The sequence below is a fragment of the Paraburkholderia sp. 40 genome (genome assembly GCF_050434105.1).
GTDB classification, from domain to species: Bacteria; Pseudomonadota; Gammaproteobacteria; order Burkholderiales; family Burkholderiaceae; genus Paraburkholderia; species Paraburkholderia tuberum.
On the sequence record NZ_JBNPVY010000004.1, the window covers coordinates 1534493 to 1552762 of the forward strand.

Consider the following 18270-nt stretch of genomic DNA (forward strand, 5'->3'; position numbering starts at 1 on the left):
TGCTTGAGTCACGCCGCGATGGCGGACCCAGCGAGTTTTGAATAATAAGCGGCTTCTGCCTCAGCAGGTGGAATGTTGCCGATGGGGCCGAAGAGCCGACGATTGTTGAACCAGTCGACCCATTCGAGCGTCGCAATTTCAACGGCCTGCGGATTGCGCCATGGTCCGAGGCGATGGATCACCTCTGCCTTGTACAAGCCGTTGATCGTTTCCGCCAGTGCGTTATCGTAGGAGTCGCCCACGCTGCCCACTGACGGCTCAATGCCAGCCTCGACCAGCCGATCCGTATAGCGGATCGATACGTATTGCACGCCGCGGTCGCTGTGATGTATCAACCCGTCCTGCTGCGCCGGCTGTCGCTCGTACAAGGCCTGCTCCAGTGCGTCCAGAACGAAGTCCGTGCGCGCCGAGCTCGACACACGCCAGCCGACAATGCGTCGGGCGAACACGTCAATGATGAACGCGACATAGACGAAGCCCTGCCAGCTCGATACATAGGTAAAATCTGACACCCACAGCGCATTGGGCCGTTCGGCCGTGAATTGCCGGTTCACGAGATCCTTCGGGCACGGCGTCGAACCATCGCTCACTGTCGTGCGTACCGTCTTGCCCCGTACCACACCGCGCAGGCCCATCTGCTTCATCAGCCGCTCGACCGTGCAGCGCGCCGCGACAATGCCTTCCCGCTTCAATTGCGTCCAGACCTTGTCTGCGCCATACACCTGGAAATTTTCTTCCCACACGCGCCGGATCTCATCCTTGAGCATCCTGTCGCGCTGGGCCCGCGGCGGCACCAGGCCTGGATTGACGCGGCGGGCCACATGCGTGTAGTACGTCGACGGGGCAATTGGCAGCACCCTGCAGATCGGCTCGACCCCGTAGACGTGCCGGTGATCATCGATGAACGTGATCATCACTTCGGTCGGCGGTCGAGCTCCGCCTGTGCGAAATATGCTGACGCCTTGCGCAGGATTTCATTAACCTGGCGCAGCTCACGGTTCTCCCGCTCCAGTTCCTTGAGCCGATCCTGCTCCTGCGTGCTTGTGCCCGGGCGCAAACCCCGATCCCGCTCTTCCTTGCGCACCCAGCTACGCAGCGTTTCACCCGAGCAGCCAAATTTCGCTGCGATCGACGCGATCACTTTCCATTGCGATTCGCGGTCGCCCTGGTGTTCCAGCACCATTCGCACAGCCCGCTCACGAACTTCCGGCGAGTACCTTGGGGACTTCTTCTTGGTGTTTTCCATAGCTCCATTTTCTCAAGAAGTGGAGCCTCCGGAAATCCCGGGCCGGTTCAGTCGCACCACTGGAGGATCGTCTCGTAGGTCACGCTCACACCACGTTCGAGCAACAGCTCCTCGATGTCGCGCAGACTCAGATTGAAGCCAAAGTACCAACGAACCGCGCAACTGAAGATCGCCGCCGGGAAATGAAAGCCGTGGTACGGTGATTTGCTCTTCTTCATCCCGACATTCTTTCTGGCAGCGATCTCAAGTTGACAGTGCCAGCCAGATGGGCTACGAATGCGAACGTCCACACCCGACGTCCGGGTATCTGCATCGATGAGGCGGCTGCAGTAGATGTTCAATCAATTCGACGAAGAGATTGTTTGTGCGGGAGCGAACGAAGCGACAAAACCGATCGCATCAGGCTTTGTCTTACTGTGTCATATAATTCGTTGTGCAGTTTATTTCCGCACAGGAAAAGTACCATCTTTGTATGAGGCGTAGTCCAAGCAGGATACGCAACGTGGTAACGAAATCAGGAACGTGACGTTATGCGCGCTGGACTGCCCCGTGGGATGTAATCCGGGGGAAGGACAGGCAGCGTGCGGTCAAGGAAGTTTTTTTATCGTTTGCATCTGATCCCATCCTGAGTCGCTGAGCCAGCATAAACCCATATGCGATGATACTCACTCTGGCGTGGTGGTGAAAGCCACGCCAGTCGCGCCCCTCGTAATGATCGAGCGCGAACTCCTGTTTCAGGTCCTAATAGTCGCGCTCGATGCGCCAGCGCATCTTGGTCACGAACACAAACTGCTCAAGCTTCGCCTCCTCTGGGACCGGCTCAGATTGTTGCGTACTGGCCCGACAAACAGCAGCCCTCAAGGACCACCTGAGCGATCACTTAACCAAAAAGAGTTGACCTAGATTAAGGGTACACAGGGAGACCGCGGATAGTATGAACGAATACGAAGGGCGGATATCGACGTCCGTCACGCCAGTTCACCCACATTACTGATGCGAACGCTGCAGTGCCTACGCCAACGGGGGACCGATTCCAACGAACTATTGCATCGACCGGTTGAATCCGCCGTGACCAGTCATTGAGTCCGCGGGGAGCCCAATAGCGGAATGGGGTGGGAAGAGGCGCCCTTCTCTTGCCTAGACGGTGCTGCCCGTCCACCAACAAACTGCACTATCAATATCATGAGCATGCCAAATTACGACCTACCGAAAGACATAGCAAACCATCTGGTTGATCCGCAGTCCTATACCAACCTCAATCGTCTCCATGAAACCTATACTTGGGCGCGTGCAAACAACCCTGTCGGGCGCGCAATGGCGGACGGACATGATCCGTTCTGGGTGATCACGAAACACGCCGACGTCTCCATGATTTCACGAGACAATGTCTTGTTCCGCAACGGCGACTATTCTGTCGTCTGCAGGCCAAGAGCGTCGATCGAGCATATCATTTCCATCACCGGTAGTCCAAACATCGTCCGATCGCTCGTGCACCTCGACGGCGACGAGCACAAGAGTCTACGTGCGCTGACACAGTCGTGGTTCATGCCGAACAGCATTCTCGAGCTTGACGACCGCATTCGATCGCTGGCAAATATGTCGATCGCGAAGCTGTTGCATCACAGCGGGCAAGTGATCGATTTTGCGAATGACTTTGCATTGCATTTTCCACTGAACGTGATCATGGATATTCTCGGCGTTCCGCAGGAAGATTCCCTGCGCATGTTGACGCTGACTCAGGAGATGTTCGGAAGCGAGGATGCCGAATACAAGCGCGAAGTGCAGCGCCAAGGCGATGCGAGCGGTGCGATGGGCAAGGCTCTGCTGTCCATTGTGGCCGACTTCAAGGATTATTTCGACCGCCTGACCGAAGACCGCCGGAAGAACCCACGTAACGATATCGCAAGCTTGCTGGCCAACGCGGTGATCAATGGACAGCCTATCGATGAAGCGACCCGTCTTGGCTATTACGTGATCATCGCCGCAGCAGGACATGATACGGTTTCGTCGTCCATATCGGTCGCGATGTGGGCGTTGAGCCGCTTCCCTGAGCTACTGCCGCGACTACAGACGGATCGTTCGCTGATTCCGCAGTTTATCGACGAAACCCTTCGCTACGCATCGCCGGTGCGTCATTTCATGCGCACAGCGACTGCCGACACCAACGTCCGGGGTCGGACAATCCGCAAGGGCGATTGGCTGATGCTCTGCTATGGCTCGGCAAATCGTGACGAGCAAGTCTTCCCTGAGCCGTTCGCATTCAATATCGACCGCCAACCGAACCGGCATCTCGCTTTCGGCGTCGGCGCCCACGTGTGCCTGGGTCAGCATCTCGCGAACATGGAAATGCGCATCTTGTTTGAGGAACTGGTCCCGAGGTTGCGGCTTATTGAGCCGGCGGGCGAAATCGAATTCGTTGCGTCCAGCTTCGTGAGCGGCCCGAAGCATCTTCCAGTTCGTTGCGTGGTGCATCCGCATTGAGCCACCGGAGCCTGTAGTTGGAGTGAACCCTTGAGGCTCGGCCTTCACTGCGGAACTTACCAGGCGCCTATGTACGGGTCCCCGGCATGAAGCCGCATATGAGCTCGGGCTTGACGATGAACCGAGCGTCCTCTTTCCGCACCTCTGCATCCAGCGCAGGTTGTGGCGGCCGCACAGCATGGTGATTTCGGCGAGCAGTACGTCAGCCAGTCGGAGGCAGCGCAGTGTAAGCGGCATTGAGCGCGCGGCTATAGCAATGACAGCGGCATCGCGCGCATCAATCTTGGCATTGCCATCGAGCAGGTCGGCAATGCGGCGCATAGCCAGGCTGGTAAGGATGCGACTAAGACACCAAGGTCAGGAGCGACTGCCGCGGACAATGCTTCGATGGTGAGGGTGATCTACGACGAACAAAAGTTCACCGAACGTCTTCAGTTCGGAGATGAGTGCACAGCTTGGCCTCATCGTCGGGCCAGCGCTTTGCTGTACCAACGCTTTCAGGTTCGGGCCGAGGGCTACGGGGTGATGGTGACCTTTGCCTACGTCAACGCTCATGAATGGGTCGACTAAGCGATGTTGTTGGCTTTTCATGCATCGAGGGCTTCGCACGTTGCACGGCTCGGTCTGCAACATCGGCAGCAAGTCTCCGCATTCACGTACTGGATGGCCTAACGATGTTCCGGCTGAACTCCTATTAACGATCACCTGCCCAACCAAGCCCTGCCCCCCGGCTCACGACTGCAACTTGGAGAATCATGCCGGGCCTAGATTCCCAATTCTCAATTATCGAGGCGTGAAGATAGTAACGGAGTGCGAAACTCCACTTTCTGTCGGATTTGTTCAATGACCACGATATTGGTTCATCAGAAGCAAAAAGAGATTTGGCTTCCAAATGATAAAATCGGTATACGCAGTGGTGATGGGAGTATTTTTTGGATTAGCGTGCGATTCAAGCCGAGCGCAGAGTGGCGTTACGCTATATGGAGCATTAGATGTTCTCATTGATATCTCAAATCAGGGCAGAGGAACCTTAACTAAAATGTCGAATGGCGGCACCTTCGGATCGCGACTTGGCCTTATGGGTAGCCAAGTCTTCGGCGACGGTTACAAAGCTATTTTCAGACTTGAGAGTGGTTTCGCGCCTAATGCCGGCACCATACAGCAGGGCGGTGCACTTTTCGGCCGGCAAGCGTATATTGGCTTCGAAGGTCCTGAAGGGACTTTAACTTTTGGTCGTCAATACTCGCCAGAGTTTCTTGCTATAAGTGACAACGACGTTTTTTTGGGAGGCTTAGGAGGGAGCATCTGGGGCGTTGATCGTACTTTGCCTAATGGTACCGTCCAGGCTACGCTCCTTACCGAGGTCATTACGTGCCGCGTTAATAATTCCGTTCTTTACTCATCTCCGAAAATTTATGGATTCTCGGTTGGGTTCATGTACGGTCTCGGCGGTGTTGCGAAATCTACAAGTGGCGGAACAACTTTTAGCGGGGCAATCAATTACACCAATGGCCCCGCAACGTTTCATGCCGGATATGTCTATCAGAGAGACGCATTGGATCAGGGATATTACAAAGCATGGGGTGTCGGCGGTAACTATGGGATTGGGCCGGTAAGAGTATATCTCGGATACACCAAAGATGACTATTCAATCATAACTGGCGCATCATCGTTGAATAATTCGTTGCGGTATGCAATTGCCAATCTTGGGGCGAGCTACCAAATCACCCGTTCGACCGTATTAATGGCACAAGTTATCAAATTGATTGACACCTCGAATGGAATTACTCAGTCAAAAAGCTCGTACATTGTAGGACTCGGTGTTTTTTATTCTCTTTTGAAAAACACCAGTATATATATCGGGTATGCACAAACAAAAAATAAAAATGGGTCCGCTTACACGTTGGGGCAAGCCCTATATTACGGGGAACCGGCATACCCCAACTCCACGGCACGCGTGTTTAGATTCGGAATGCGAACGACCTTCTAGATTAAAGTTGAAAATCGGCGGCTAATTAGTCGTGCCTGAACAATCCGGCGAGCCTTATATGGCATGGCTTTGGGGCCGAAATGGTGTTGTTGGAATTGCGGGAACCTGGCATATTGACGCGTAAATCCTGCATTTTTCGACGAGGTGCAAATGGGTCCGAAGACGCCTGTGCCGGAACAAGATTTCTCCGGCAGCCGCTGCGCGAGCAGATCAGCCTGAAGCACCCATTGGTGCGACTGGCCGACCTGATCAACTGTGAGGTTTGTCGGAATTCGTGGACGCCAACGGGTTAAGCAGCGGTTTTACTCAAATGGAATCGCTGCGTGAAAGCGGCCGGCGACAGATAGTCTAGACGCGCCTGTGTGCGCTGCCGGTTGTAAAAGATTTCGATGTATTCCGTGATCTCGTTGCGGGCCTGGTCGCGGGTCGCGAACTTGCGATGATAGACGAGCTCATTTTTCAGTGAGCTCCAGAATGATTCAATTGGTGCGTTATCGAAACAATCTCCGCGTCTGCTCATTGATGCCTGCATGCCGGACTGTTTGAGGAGCTTCTGATAGGCATGGGCGCAGTACTGACTACCGCGGTCCGTATACTGTATTAGACCAGCCGGTGATCAGTGAGATGCGACGGCACGAAACAGCGCCCGCATTACCAGCTGTTTTGTCATGCGCTCGCTCATCGCATAGCCGACTACTTCTCCGCTAAACAGGTCCTTGTGGCCGGCCAGATACAGCCATCCCTCATCGGTCGCGACGTAAGTGATGTCACCACGCCAGGCCTGATTCGAAGCGCTCGCACGGAAGTCACGGTCCAGTATATCCGGCGCGACTGGCAGGTCGTGCGTTGAATTGGTCGTCGCCTTGAACTTGCGCTTTTGCTTGCAGCGCAGGCCGAGCTTCGTGCGCAAACGCATGATGCGGTGAACACCAATCTGGACGCCGCGGTGCGCCAAATCGTTCTGTAGCCGTTCCGGGCCAAAGGTTTCTCGCGTCCGCTCGTGAGTTGCACGCACCTATGCTTCGAGTCGACGCTCTTGCTGAGCGTGTAACGACAGCGGCCGTTTGCGCCAGGCAAACTAGCCACTGATGGACACGCCCAGGAACCGGCACATTGAACGCACTGGATGTTACTGTCGCATCTGTTCAGCTACGCCGTACTTCACCGCGACTCTGTCGCGAAGTACGTTGCGAACTTTTTTAACAGATCGCGCTCCATTTTTATTTCGGCCAATTCCCGCTTGACCCGCCCCGGCTCGGCCTCGACCTCTGTCAGTGGTCTCTGATGCTGCCCAACATTCTCCAGCTTGCCGTCGTTTGCAGCACGAACCCAGTTTGCTAACGTCTTCATCGAAATTGACAATCGACACGCGGCTTCGGACACGCCGAGGCCATCGGCTATTACCAGCTTTACTGCTTCTTCACGAAATTCCTTCGTGTACACAGCCTTGGGATTCGGTTCATCAATGCCTCCATTCCTCAATTTTACGGAATGTTGGCGTCCACTTTTTCAACCGGCCTCACCATCGCACGACGCGATTGATGACGATCGCCGGAAGCGATGGCCACGATAGACCGATTCGATGTTCTGAGTCCCGGATGTTATCCGAACCACTGAGCAACGTGACAACTCTCTTTGGACTGCGGGTGATCCGGCGTCTGAATCCGACAACGCCTCGTGGACAATTGACGCACCGCAAGGTTTGCGTATGTTCAAGGTGTTCAGCTTCTTAATTCCTCGTATGATTAACTCAGGCGCCCGAGGTAATGTCAAAGCTGGTCAGAATGCCATTGGGAAGAAAAGCCATCGTCATCTACGGCTTTCGTTTTCCTGCATCGAGCATCGGCTACTCAGGACGCCGGCACCACCGTCTCAATCTTAGTCGACGGGAATTGCGCTGCACTATATCGGTTGGCCAATTCCCCTCTAACGGCGGAACAACTTCCTATGGACATGCTAGACGTCATCGGTATTGGTATCGGACCGTTCAATCTAAGCCTCGCGGCGCTCATTCAGCCCACCGGTTTGCGAGCGCTCTTCTTTGAGAAGCGCATAGAATTCTCCTGGCATCCGGGGCTCATGCTGCCCCAAAGTCAACTCCAGGTGTCGCCGCTCAAGGATTGTGTGACCCTGGTGAATCCCACAAGCCCATATTCCTTTCTCAACTATCTCGCTGTACATCGACGCCTGTACAGCTTCGCGAATAAAGGTGGAAACAGCACGTCGCGACGTGAGTTCACCCACTATTACCAATGGGTCGCGCAATGCCTGGACACGCTTCGATTCGGCGAGGAGGTGATCGATATCAGGCCCTGCAATAAGGGCTATTGCGTGACCACTACCGCGCGCACATATCATGCGCGCGCGGTAGTGGTTGGGGTCGGCGTCGAACCCAAGGTGCCGGCATGTGCGCGGCAGGTGGTCGGCGAGACGGTCTATCACGTAGACGACTACCTTAACCGGAAACCGTTCAGCGAAGACGAACATGTGCTGGTGGTGGGCGGCGGGCAGAGCGGCGCGGAAGTCGTCGAGCACATGCTGACCGAGTCAGGTCCCGACAAGATCACTTGGGCGACGTCGCGCGCCAATCTGTTTGCGATGGACGACAACGCATTTGTCAATGAAGCATACATGCCCAGTTATAGCCAACGCTTTCACACGCTGCCGATCCAGCAGCGCCGGGCCATTGTCGAAAGCGAAAAGCTCACGAGCGACGGCATCTCCGCCAGCCTGTGCAACCGGCTCTATGAAGCGTTGTATGAACGCAGCGTCCATGGCACGCTAGCCGACTGCTTTCGTCTGTTGCCTTCGGTGACAATGGACGAGATCACACGCCGCAGCGGTCGCTGGCATATCGGGTTGACCTCGCTCGTCACGTCGCAGCGCAATGGCATAAGCGCGGACAGAATCATCCTGGCAACCGGTTTTCAGCCGCGCCATTTGCCATTCGTTCAGAAACTGCTCGACGGCGCAAGCCGTGAAGACGGTCTGCCAACGCTCGATCCCGATTACGCCGTGCGCTTCGATGCGCCAATGCCCGGTCCCGTGTATCTGCAAAACCAAAGCCGCGTGCAGCATGGCCTGCAAAGCGTCAATCTTTCGCTGGTCGCGTACAGGAACAGCCGCATCATCAACAGTCTGCTAGGTCGTGCGTTCTATCCGGATGTTCCGGACCGGCAACTGCTCGATAGCCTTGAGGATCAGAAGACTGAAGCAGGATCGATACTGTGCGACGCGCCTCAGGCCTCGCGTCAACCGGCAGTGGCGTAAGCGCATGACTGGCTCCTCCATTTATCTATCGACCGGCGAGCGTGCGATCTCACACGCCGAGCACTTGCCGGCATCCCTCCAATTACGGGCGTTCATTCCGTTTCTGATTGCTTCACTGGTGATCGCCGCTTCGTACGGGACGAGTTTTCTCCTGCCCGAGTACCTGCAATCCCTGGGCATGAAGAGCGATGTCGCCGGCGCCGTGATTTCGAGCGGCATGGTCTCGACCATGATCTGCTGCTGCGTGGCTGGGCGCATAGCCCAGCGTATCGGTGTCATGCCGACCATCGCGCTGGCCTCGCTCGTCATGGCAGGCAGCATGCTCTGCTTCGCCGCTGCGCCAATGGACATTCGTGCCGTCTATGCAGGCGGTTTGCTGTTGGGCGCTGGGTGGTCCGTGTTCTTCATACTCGCGCCGCTGCAAATCATCCATCATCTGTGCCCCAACGCGCGTATCCAGTACCTGACCTTCGTCTCCGGCACGCAAATGGCCGGCCTAGGCATGGCGGCGCCTTTGAGCCGCCTGATCGCCCAACATACCGGCTCGATCGCGCTGGCCTACCTTCTGTTCGCTGCGGCATGCGCGGTGGCGGCAGTCTGCGTCAAGATCGCCAGCGACGCGATGAGGGATAGGTCCTGTTTGCCGATGACGCGCGTGGCCATTACCGCGACCGACACGTTGGCCCTGCTCAGGGCACGAACAGCAGTGCCGATCGCAATGATCGCACTGGCAGCCTGTGTCTTCGCCGGGCTGGCGACTTACCAGACACCCTATGCCGTCTCGCGTAACCTCAGGCCAGACCTGTTCTTCCTGACGTTCACGATAACCAGCGTGGCACTGCGCTTGTCGCTCGCGAGAACCATGGGACGCATCAAGCCCGCGCGACTTGCGCACGCATTGTTTTTGCTGACCGGCGCCTCGCTCGTACTGTTCCTGTTGAACCACGGCAGCACGACGCTTTATATCGTCGCTACCGCGCTGTTCGCCACGGGCTACGGACTGAGCTACTCGACCCTGAACGGCATGGCGGTGAACCTCGCCGGAGACCACGGCGTTTCGGTGCCGGTGACTTCGCAAATCTTTACGCTTGCCTATTTCATCGGTCTGTTCGGATGCCCTTTCCTATGTGGCGCCCTGATTCACGTTTTCGGCGCCGATGCAATGCTCGTCGTCCTGCTAGGCGCCGTACTCGCCAATCTCGTGCTACTCGGCGTCATGCGAATGAAGGCGCATTTCGCCGCCTGACTTCTCCTTGAAAACTCCGTTCCTTAACGAGGTGGTTCGTATGCTGAATGAAACGCAAAAATCCAAGTGGCATGAAGATGGATATTTAAAAGTAGAGGGCTTTTTCGATCCGGTCACCCGCGAAAAGATTTCTGCTCTGGTCAACGATGTCTCGCGCTGGGAAATCAGCGAAAACAAATGGATGATGTGGTTCGAGAAGACCGAGGATGACCGCAAGATCGTTTCAAAGATGGAGAATTTTTTGGACTTCAACGACGAGCTGCGCGACCTGTTGCTGGCCGACAAGCGCATCCAGACGGCCGTCGAATCGCTTCTCGATGAAGATACCCGCATGCTCAAGGAACTGCTCATCTTCAAGTACCCGGACAGCGGCGGCTATCGTCCGCATCAGGACATCTATCACATCCCCCACAATATTCCTGAACGCATGGTGCATGCCGTGGTCGCCATCGGCATCGACGATTCCGATCCGGACAACGGCGGCCTGTTCTTCAGTCCGGGCAACCATCAGAAAGGTGTGTTTCCGATGGACGCCGGCGGCGTGATTCATCCGGAAGTGGCCGAGACGTTCAAGTGGGAACCCGTGCCCTGGAAGGCCGGCGACATCTTCGTCTTCGACGACTACGCGCCGCACTATTCGCAGCCCAACAAAAGCAACCGTTCGCGCCGCACGCTCTATCTGGTGTTCCAGCGGGCCTCAACTGGTGGCCCCACGCGTACGGAATACAACAAACTGAAGCGTGCCTACAACCCACCCGAAGGCAAGGAATCGGATATCCACAATCTGAAGCCGGCAAATGGCATTTTCTATCGCACCTAATGTAATTCACCGGAGGATGTGCGTGTACACAAAGCAGATTGACCCATCCATGATGCGGCCGGAATACGGCGTTCTTGTTTGCCGGCTGCTCGAACATCTGCCCGCTGGCCTGACAACAGCGTTCGGCGCGTCGATTGTTGAGGTCGTGCCGGCGGGCGCTGTCAATCTGCACTCCCATTCCGAGCATGAACTGTGGGTACTCATTTCAGGCAAGGGAGTCTTCGAGGTGAATGGCCAGGCGCGGCCAGTGGCAGATTCAACGCTGCTCTATATCGAGCCGAATCAGGAGCACGCGATTCGCAATGCCGATCCGGCAGCGAGCCTGAAATTTCTATCGATATGGTGGGACTAACGTGGCCACACGCACTTTTTTCGTTTGCCCCGCACCGCCCTGCCCGAACGGCAAACTGCATCTCGGCCATATCGGCGGGGTCTATCTGCTCACCGATCTTTTCGTTCGCTTTCAACGCATGAGAGGTCACCGCGCCTACCACGTCACAGGTGCGGACGAGCATGGCACCTATACGGTAGTGAAGGCGCGCAAGCTCGGTCGCCCGATTGACGAAGTCGCGCAGTTGCATATTGACGAGATAATGGATTGCTTGCGGGCAATGCACATCGAGCCCGATGTCTTCGTCAGAACAACGGACGCTATGCACAAGCAGAACAGTCTGAAGATCTTTCGCGAGCTGGAAGCTGCAGGCTACATTGATGTGCGTGATGGACATCAACTCTACTGCGAAAACTGTGACGAGTTCGTGGCCGATTCGCTTGCCGTCGGCCTCTGCCCCGCGTGCGATGCGTCCACCGACAGCAACTTGTGCGAAAACTGCGGTTTGGCGCAACAGCACTCGAAGTTGCGAACGCCAAGCCACACGTCGTGCGGCAAACCGCTATCGCTTCGCCCCATCGAACAGGCGGTTTTCGACATCCCTCGCATGGCAGCCATGCTTGACGATGCGATCAAGGGGAGTGAATGGGATCAAACGATTCAGCGTAAAGCGCGTGCATGGTTGCGTGACGAATTGCGGCCGCTGCCTATGTCGCGCATTTTCGACCGGGGTGTGACACTTGAAGCACCCACGAAGATTGCGGGGCAAACGTTGATGACGTGGTTCGAGGGGCTTTGGTGTTTCGAGACGGGGATCCGCTTGCAGTGCGCGCGCGACGAGGTCAACTACGACACCGTGATGCGCGACCCCGATACACGCCTCCTGTTTTTCATGGGCCAAGATAACCGCTTCTACTACACCATCGGCGTGACTGGCAGCCTGCTTGCGCGCGGCTATCCGCTTCCGGCAAAACATTCGATACAGGACTTCTACAAATTGGAGGGCGAGAAATTCTCGACCAGCCGCGACCATGCACTCTGGGCAGATGAAGTATCCCGGCAGGTCGACCCGAGTGTGTTGCGCTATGCGCTCGCTCGGATTGCCAAGCCGTTCGGCACCAACAACAACGATTTCCAGATCGGCGAACTGATCCGGTCGGCTTCGCACATCCTTGCGTGGGAAAGCGCCATCCGCCGCGATTCACTGCACTCGGCGAATGTCGATGGAAGCGGTCTTACGCCGGCGCACGACGACATAGTCCAACGTTATATCACCGCGATGGACCAGGTACGCTTCTGGAACGCCCTCGATCTGATTGACGAATACTTCGTCGCGACGGGCTTCGGCACGAGCCCGGAAACGTGGCGGCCGGTGCACGTATCCGTCTTTCTGAGCATGCTCCATCCCGTGATGCCAGTCCTGGCCGAACGCTATGGAAACGTGTTCTTTGGCGAGAATTGGACACCGGCACTCGGCGCAAACGCCACGCTATTGGCTACGCCTCCCAGAGCGACGGCCGAATTTCCGCCGTTCGGAATGCCGATTGCCGACTCGTTCATCCGCCAATATCAATCGCGCTTCCAGCGCGCCGTCGATGCCGCGTAACCAACGATGGAGCCAGTCATGTCGATGCGCAGTCGCACTTCGCTCAGTTATGGGATATTCGACTACACCTCAGGCAAGGACACAGTCGACTTCGCCTATGGGCTTCCCGATCCTTTGACGTTCGCCCGCCTGCAATGGCCGGACCCGCTTACCGTCCAGACGGGCGTCAGCATCTCCGACCTACCGCAGTACACCGACGCCTATGGCCTTCCCGAACTGCGCGGACAGCTTGGCCAAAGGTACCGGATGGGGCGTGGCAATGTCATTCTGACGAACGGCGCTTCACAAGCCCTGCAACTGCTCGCCGATGCTTTTATCGACCCAGGAGACGTCGTGCTGACCGAGGACCCGTCCTATCTCGGTGCGTTGCGCATCTTCTCTATTGCGGGCGCCACGGTGGTGCAAGTAGGTGCGGATCCCTCGGGCGTCGACCTCGATCTGCTCGAACAAGCATTGCTGCACGCAAAGGGGCGAGCCAAGTTGTACTACACCACTCCGGCGTTCCACAATCCGACTGGACGATACTTTGCACACCGGCATATGGTCGAGGTGGAGGCTCTACTGTCCCGCAACGGCGTGCGGCTGGTGCAGGACCTGGTTTATAGCGAGTTGCCCTATGGTGGCGCGTCGCCCGAGATTCTGCAGGCGGGTGGTAACATCATCAATGTGCATAGCTTCTCCAAAATCTCAGGCCCCGGGCTTCGCGTAGGCTGGGTGCTGGCCGAGCCGGAAATTGTCGACCGCCTAGCCCACCTGAAATGCGATGGAGGTGTGAGTCCCATTGTCAGCAATATGGCGCTCGCCTTATTGCAGTCGTCGTCTTTGGACGCTCACGTCGAACACCTACGGACGCACTACCGGAGCAAGCGCGACGCAATGCATAGGCTGTTACAGGCCTGCCGATTCTGCAAACCGGATTACGAGATTCCGAGTGGAGGATTTTCGTTCTGGGTCTCGCTTGCCGAAGGCGTCGATTCCGCCGAATTGGTCGGCGAGGTGCGCCGGAAGCACAATGTGAAACTCGTCGAAGGAAAGCACCATGGACCGAGCGGTGCAGCCCGTGTACGCTTAAGCTTCAGTTATCTCCAGCCGCGTTTGATCGAGCGCGGCTTGGCTCAGATAGACGATGCGCATGCGAGCCTTCTGACATCGACGCGCTTTAAGCGGCGTGGCTAGAGAATGCCAAGTACTACGGATAGTCGGTGCGAGATGTACAAGCGTAGGCCGAGCGAAGACATCTCCTGCGCCGCCCTCTACCGCAAACAACTCGACGAACGCTTTTCGGCATGGCACTACGTCACTGATTTCGCTCAGGATCCGTCCGTTATATAGGCAGCCCCCCCTTCGCGCCTGTCTCGGAACCAGTCAATTCCTGTGCGTTCTGTACGATCAGCACGTCATCGCTCTGCAGCCGATATCAACATCAAGACCTACCCGATGTAAACGGTATGGGTCCGACCAAAATCGAAACAGGAGAGCAAGTGAAGAAACTGCTGATCGTGTCGATCGCCGTCGTGCTGATAGGCTATCTCTGCAACAGCGGTATCGCGTACATACACGACAAGGACTATGCGGAAAGAGCGGCCGTGAGACTGGCCGCGTCCCCACAAGCGTCCGGCATCCGCGAAGTGTTGGACCGAAACGCGTGCTATTACTGCCACTCGACGAAAACTGTCCTGCCCAACTATGCCGCGCTACCGGGCATTCGTCAGCTAGCCGAGCACGACATACAGACGGGCCTCGCCTACTTCCGCATCGACAGCCTGTACGCGGCGCTCGAAAGTGGCGTACCGGCCCCCGAAGCCGATCTTGCAAAGCTGGAAACCGTTGTGAACGAACGCAGCATGCCACCAAAGCCGTTCCGCTTCGTACACTGGACCACCGGCTTGAGCGCCGACGATCAACGCGCGCTTCTCGACTGGATCGCGTCACAGCGACACAGCGCATATGCGACGCCCGGCGTTGCACCAGAGTTCGCTAACGAGCCGGTACAACCGTTGCCACATTCGTTGCCGACTGACGCGGGCAAAGTCGCGCTCGGGAAGCAGCTTTTCAACGATGTCAGACTATCGGTGGACAACACGATATCGTGTGCGAGCTGCCACAAGCTAGCGATCGGCGGCGTAGATGGAAACAAGGTTTCGTCCGGCGTGGGTGGCCGGTTGGGTGCAATCAACGCACCGACAGTGTTCAACTCGGCACTCAACCGCAAGCAGTTCTGGGACGGTCGCGCCGCCACGCTGCAGGAACAGGCCGGCGGCCCACCGCTGAATCCGGTCGAAATGGCGTCCACGTCATGGAGTGAGATCATCGATAAGCTGAAACAGGACTCATCGCTGACGCAACAGTTCTTGCGGGTGTACCCGGACGGTTGGTCAGGCGAGAACATCACAGACGCGATCGCCGAATATGAGATGACACTGCTAACGCCGAGTCGCTTCGATGCTTACCTGCGCGGCGACAGGGATGTGCTGAATAGCGAGGAACTGCGCGGCTACCAGTTATTCAAGGCAAACCATTGCGCGACCTGCCACGTTGGCAAAAATCTGGGCGGGCAGTCGTTCGAACGGATGGGCCTCGCGGCCGACTACTTCGCCGCGCGGGGCTACGCGCGCACCGACGCGGACAACGGCCGCGCCAACTTTACGAAAGATCCGCTCGATCGCCATGCGTTCAAGACGCCGACGCTGCGCAACGTTGAGCTGACCGCGCCCTATTTCCACGACGGCAGCCGCATCGATCTGCGCAAAGCTGTACGTGACATGGCGACATATCAGGTCGGCAAACAATTGGCGGAATCGGACATTGACGCAATCGTCGCGTTCCTGAGGACGCTAACGGGTACGCACCAACCCGCGGCGACCCATTGATCCGACCACCGCGGCTGACATCAGGGCCCGACAAAGGCACTTGCAACGGCCGCGCGCAACTATAGGTCGAATGCCAAGGGCTTCATGCGATGAGGGGTTCTGATGTCCTGATACTTTGTGTTGACAATTCTATTGGATCGCACTATGAAGAAAACGGTGCGCCACCGAGGGCTTTGGCAATTTTTATTTTTCTGATGGTCTATTTTCCCGTCGGTGCGTTGGCGGAGGTCAACGATCGTCGCGTAGTCACCTGGAATCTTCAAGGCTCTCGCCGATGATCACCAGCAGACATTGACCGTCCAAGTTCTCGCTGCGCAGCCCGGTGTGAATGCCGTCGACCCACCAATATACGTAGCGCGATTTCGACAGATCGCGTCGGCTCCAGCTCGCATGCTCGTCGGCCCACTGCGCCTTCAGACGGCTCACCACATTGGCCGACAGGCCTTTGGCGGCGTCACCGAGCAACACGCTCAGCGCTTCGCTCATGTCGCCCGTGGAGATGCCTTTCAGATAAAGCCATGGCAGCGCGGCACTCACGCGCGGCGACTTCCTCACATACGGCGGCACAATCGACGAATTGAACTTCACACCTGATCCTGAGTGATCGCGAACCTTCGGCACCTTCACGGCAATCGGGCCGGCCGCCGTCAACACCTCGCGCTCCGGCAAATAGCCGTTGCGCACCACGGCGCGCTGCCCATGCAGGGTCTTGACGTTCTCGAACCGCTCCAGCAGCGACGCGAGCTCCGCTTCGATCGCCTGCTGGATCACCTGCCGCGCTCCATGACGCACCAACTCGTCCAGTCCCAGACCGACTTCCGATAGACCTACAACCGCTTTTTCCGTAAACTTCTTCATGGTGGATAGTTTGTTGTTTGCTGGGTTCCGACTTCGACAATCAGATTCTCAGCTAAAACCTCCACCGCCTTCAATCTCCCGCGTCAACTCCCCGTACACCAGAATCGAGCTTAGCTCCCGCGCGATCGCGCTTGCCTTTAACGGTATCCGTGGGAGAGCGCTCCAGAAGCGCGCGGCAGGGTGGCCGCCCAGCGCGGGCGTCTTGCCTTCGTAACTTTCCACCCCTGGTCTGCGCACGCCCGTATCCTTCACGCGTGTGCAGTCGCTACCGCGCGGCACGAGCGCTACTGGAACGAGTTCCAAGCCAAGCAGCCGAGAATTTACGGGTCGGCCCGGCCTTGCTGCACCTACCGCGGGCGCCAGGGAGTGGTCAAACAGCGGTGCCTGATCCACTGGTTACTCTCGCGGTCCGGCATGGATGGCTCGAATTTCCTTCGGCGCCGACACTTGATCCTGCTCGTCGCATTCCGCCTGCCGGCCAGCGTCGGATCTCATCGGCGTCATCAACTACTCACTGGCAGCTATAACTGGCGGCGGTATTAGGATCGCCGGCGACGAAGGTAGCCTTCTTTGGGTACCTGACCGCAATAGCTGTATGTCGGCCACTAAAGTCGCCTTACGCAAATCAAGCCTCTGCAAGACTAGACTGATCCTTGAACCGTCCGCCGTCTTGCAAACCGCTTGTCGCAAGTTCGAGTCTGCAATGGGCGCTGCAATCTGGCACGACATTGCTAAGGATTCCAACTACTCCTTTTCAGCGATTCGCAGACAACGACAGCGCCCCCGCACTCAATGTACTCATCTCCGTTAAACCGGTGAAGTACTCACAAAATCAGTGGGAAGGACCCGACCACAGTTTTGCTGTGGTCGCACGGAGACAGCGATCAACCTGTCGCGTTCTCTGACAATCAGTGACCGGCATAGTGATGTGCCACGTCGTGTCTCCAACCACACCATTCTTGACCGCTCTACGAAAGCCACGTTGCATTCGTCCGACGACCGTCTATATTGGGGAAGAACATAGCGAGACATGTCTTTCCCGCGAATCCAGCGCAGAAAGGAGCACCTCGCAAAGGAGAACGTCGCATGGACATCCTGAAGCTCGCCATCGTCGTGGCTATCCTGTGCGGGGTTGCAAAGGGAATCCAGCTATTCAGTCGCCATTGCCGGCGTCGGTTCCGTCACAGTTTCTTTTCGGCGCGCGGCTTCTGGCTCGCGGCAATCGGCATCAATTTCCTCTGGTGGGGATACTATTTCTGGGTAACTGCCCCGCTTCGCCATACGCAGCCGTCCGGCGGACTTGTCCTCATGGCGATGGGCCTCGCTATGGCGATCTGGCTGGTAGTTGAAAACGTTCGTGAGACCGACGTCCTTCACGGCGTTGGCGGCTCGTCTCTCCAGTTCGTGCTGTTTTTCCCTGTTGCCCTCTACGGTATTCCGCTTCTCGTGATCGTGATGTTTTTCCTGCTTTTCGCGACTTATAAGGGCGGACCTGCATGGTTTGTCGATCCATGATCCTTGAACATGGGCCCATTAGTTGGAGCCCGCTCAC

11 protein-coding genes, 5 pseudogenes and 1 other annotated feature are annotated in these 18270 nt (G+C 56.9%); of the genes and pseudogenes, 10 read left to right on the forward strand and 6 right to left on the reverse strand.

Annotated elements, in window-relative coordinates:
• Positions 1-8 precede the first annotated feature (8 nt).
• The 3 genes and pseudogenes from OKW28_RS28685 to OKW28_RS28695 all read right to left on the reverse strand — a co-directional run.
• Positions 9-1246, reverse strand: a protein-coding gene (locus OKW28_RS28685; protein ID WP_246530497.1) for an IS3 family transposase whose coding sequence is annotated in 2 segments (ribosomal slippage) — positions 9-943 and positions 943-1246 — 1239 coding nt in all. Because the reading frame shifts where the segments join, the coding sequence is not laid out codon by codon here.
• Positions 840-956: a sequence feature (AL1L pseudoknot), on the reverse strand. (Overlaps the previous gene by 117 nt.)
• Positions 1247-1299: 53 nt before the next feature.
• Positions 1300-1464, reverse strand: a pseudogene (locus OKW28_RS28690) (IS6 family transposase); the annotation flags it as partial.
• 296 nt (positions 1465-1760) lie between these two features.
• Positions 1761-2017: pseudogene (locus OKW28_RS28695) on the reverse strand (IS701 family transposase); the annotation flags it as partial.
• 411 nt (positions 2018-2428) lie between these two features.
• Between OKW28_RS28695 and OKW28_RS28700 the strand changes: the two are divergent.
• On the forward strand, positions 2429-3727 hold the full coding sequence (locus tag OKW28_RS28700) for a cytochrome P450 (RefSeq protein WP_429450663.1): 1299 nt from the start codon (positions 2429-2431) through the stop codon (positions 3725-3727).
• A gap of 168 nt (positions 3728-3895) precedes the next feature.
• On the opposite strand, the pseudogene OKW28_RS28705 reads toward OKW28_RS28700, so the two are convergent.
• Positions 3896-4379: pseudogene (locus tag OKW28_RS28705) on the reverse strand (IS110 family transposase); the annotation flags it as partial.
• A gap of 267 nt (positions 4380-4646) precedes the next feature.
• Between OKW28_RS28705 and OKW28_RS28710 the strand changes: the two are divergent.
• Positions 4647-5717 carry a porin gene (locus tag OKW28_RS28710; protein WP_429450665.1) on the forward strand — a complete coding sequence of 357 codons (1071 nt, stop codon included), beginning with the start codon at positions 4647-4649 and terminating at the stop codon, positions 5715-5717.
• 289 nt (positions 5718-6006) lie between these two features.
• On the opposite strand, the pseudogene OKW28_RS28715 reads toward OKW28_RS28710, so the two are convergent.
• Positions 6007-7180 (reverse strand): annotated as a pseudogene (locus OKW28_RS28715) (IS3 family transposase).
• Positions 7181-7664: 484 nt separating this feature from the next.
• On the opposite strand from OKW28_RS28715, the gene OKW28_RS28720 reads away from it, so the two are divergent.
• The 7 genes from OKW28_RS28720 (at position 7665) to OKW28_RS28750 (ending at position 15860) form a co-directional block, all read left to right on the forward strand.
• The gene (locus OKW28_RS28720) at positions 7665-8987 is read left to right on the forward strand and encodes a lysine N(6)-hydroxylase/L-ornithine N(5)-oxygenase family protein (protein ID WP_429450667.1); all 1323 of its coding nucleotides are present in this window, start codon (positions 7665-7667) and stop codon (positions 8985-8987) included.
• Between the two features lie 4 nt (positions 8988-8991).
• Positions 8992-10233: an MFS transporter gene (locus tag OKW28_RS28725; protein ID WP_429450669.1), complete on the forward strand. Its 1242-nt coding sequence runs from the start codon at positions 8992-8994 to the stop codon at positions 10231-10233.
• 40 nt (positions 10234-10273) lie between these two features.
• The gene (locus tag OKW28_RS28730; protein ID WP_429450671.1) at positions 10274-11053 is read left to right on the forward strand and encodes a phytanoyl-CoA dioxygenase family protein; all 780 of its coding nucleotides are present in this window, start codon (positions 10274-10276) and stop codon (positions 11051-11053) included.
• Between the two features lie 16 nt (positions 11054-11069).
• Positions 11070-11405, forward strand: coding sequence for a cupin domain-containing protein (locus OKW28_RS28735; RefSeq protein WP_429454487.1), 336 nt, complete (start codon positions 11070-11072; stop codon positions 11403-11405).
• A 1-nt stretch (position 11406) separates the two neighbouring features.
• The gene (locus OKW28_RS28740) at positions 11407-12990 is read left to right on the forward strand and encodes a class I tRNA ligase family protein (protein WP_429450673.1); all 1584 of its coding nucleotides are present in this window, start codon (positions 11407-11409) and stop codon (positions 12988-12990) included.
• An 18-nt stretch (positions 12991-13008) separates the two neighbouring features.
• Entirely contained in the window at positions 13009-14166 is a 1158-nt protein-coding gene (locus tag OKW28_RS28745) for a PLP-dependent aminotransferase family protein (RefSeq protein ID WP_429450675.1), read from the forward strand.
• Positions 14167-14471: 305 nt separating this feature from the next.
• The gene (locus OKW28_RS28750; protein WP_429450676.1) at positions 14472-15860 is read left to right on the forward strand and encodes a cytochrome c peroxidase; all 1389 of its coding nucleotides are present in this window, start codon (positions 14472-14474) and stop codon (positions 15858-15860) included.
• A gap of 249 nt (positions 15861-16109) precedes the next feature.
• Here the strand turns inward: OKW28_RS28750 and OKW28_RS28755 are convergent.
• Positions 16110-16718: pseudogene (locus OKW28_RS28755) on the reverse strand (transposase); the annotation flags it as partial.
• Positions 16719-17804: 1086 nt separating this feature from the next.
• Here OKW28_RS28755 and OKW28_RS28760 point away from each other — a divergent pair.
• Positions 17805-18233: a hypothetical protein gene (locus tag OKW28_RS28760; RefSeq protein WP_429450678.1), complete on the forward strand. Its 429-nt coding sequence runs from the start codon at positions 17805-17807 to the stop codon at positions 18231-18233.
• The last annotated feature ends 37 nt before the right edge of the window (positions 18234-18270 follow it).

Bases quoted from the DNA above. Each gene is read 5' to 3' on its own strand.
- OKW28_RS28700 (WP_429450663.1), top strand. From the start codon at position 2,429: ATGAGCATGCCAAATTACGACCTACCGAAAGACATAGCAAACCATCTG.
- OKW28_RS28710 (WP_429450665.1), top strand. From the start codon at position 4,647: ATGGGAGTATTTTTTGGATTAGCGTGCGATTCAAGCCGAGCGCAGAGT.
- OKW28_RS28720 (WP_429450667.1), top strand. From the start codon at position 7,665: ATGGACATGCTAGACGTCATCGGTATTGGTATCGGACCGTTCAATCTA.
- OKW28_RS28725 (WP_429450669.1), top strand. From the start codon at position 8,992: ATGACTGGCTCCTCCATTTATCTATCGACCGGCGAGCGTGCGATCTCA.
- OKW28_RS28730 (WP_429450671.1), top strand. From the start codon at position 10,274: ATGCTGAATGAAACGCAAAAATCCAAGTGGCATGAAGATGGATATTTA.
- OKW28_RS28735 (WP_429454487.1), top strand. From the start codon at position 11,070: ATGTGCGTGTACACAAAGCAGATTGACCCATCCATGATGCGGCCGGAA.
- OKW28_RS28745 (WP_429450675.1), top strand. From the start codon at position 13,009: ATGTCGATGCGCAGTCGCACTTCGCTCAGTTATGGGATATTCGACTAC.
- OKW28_RS28760 (WP_429450678.1), top strand. From the start codon at position 17,805: ATGGACATCCTGAAGCTCGCCATCGTCGTGGCTATCCTGTGCGGGGTT.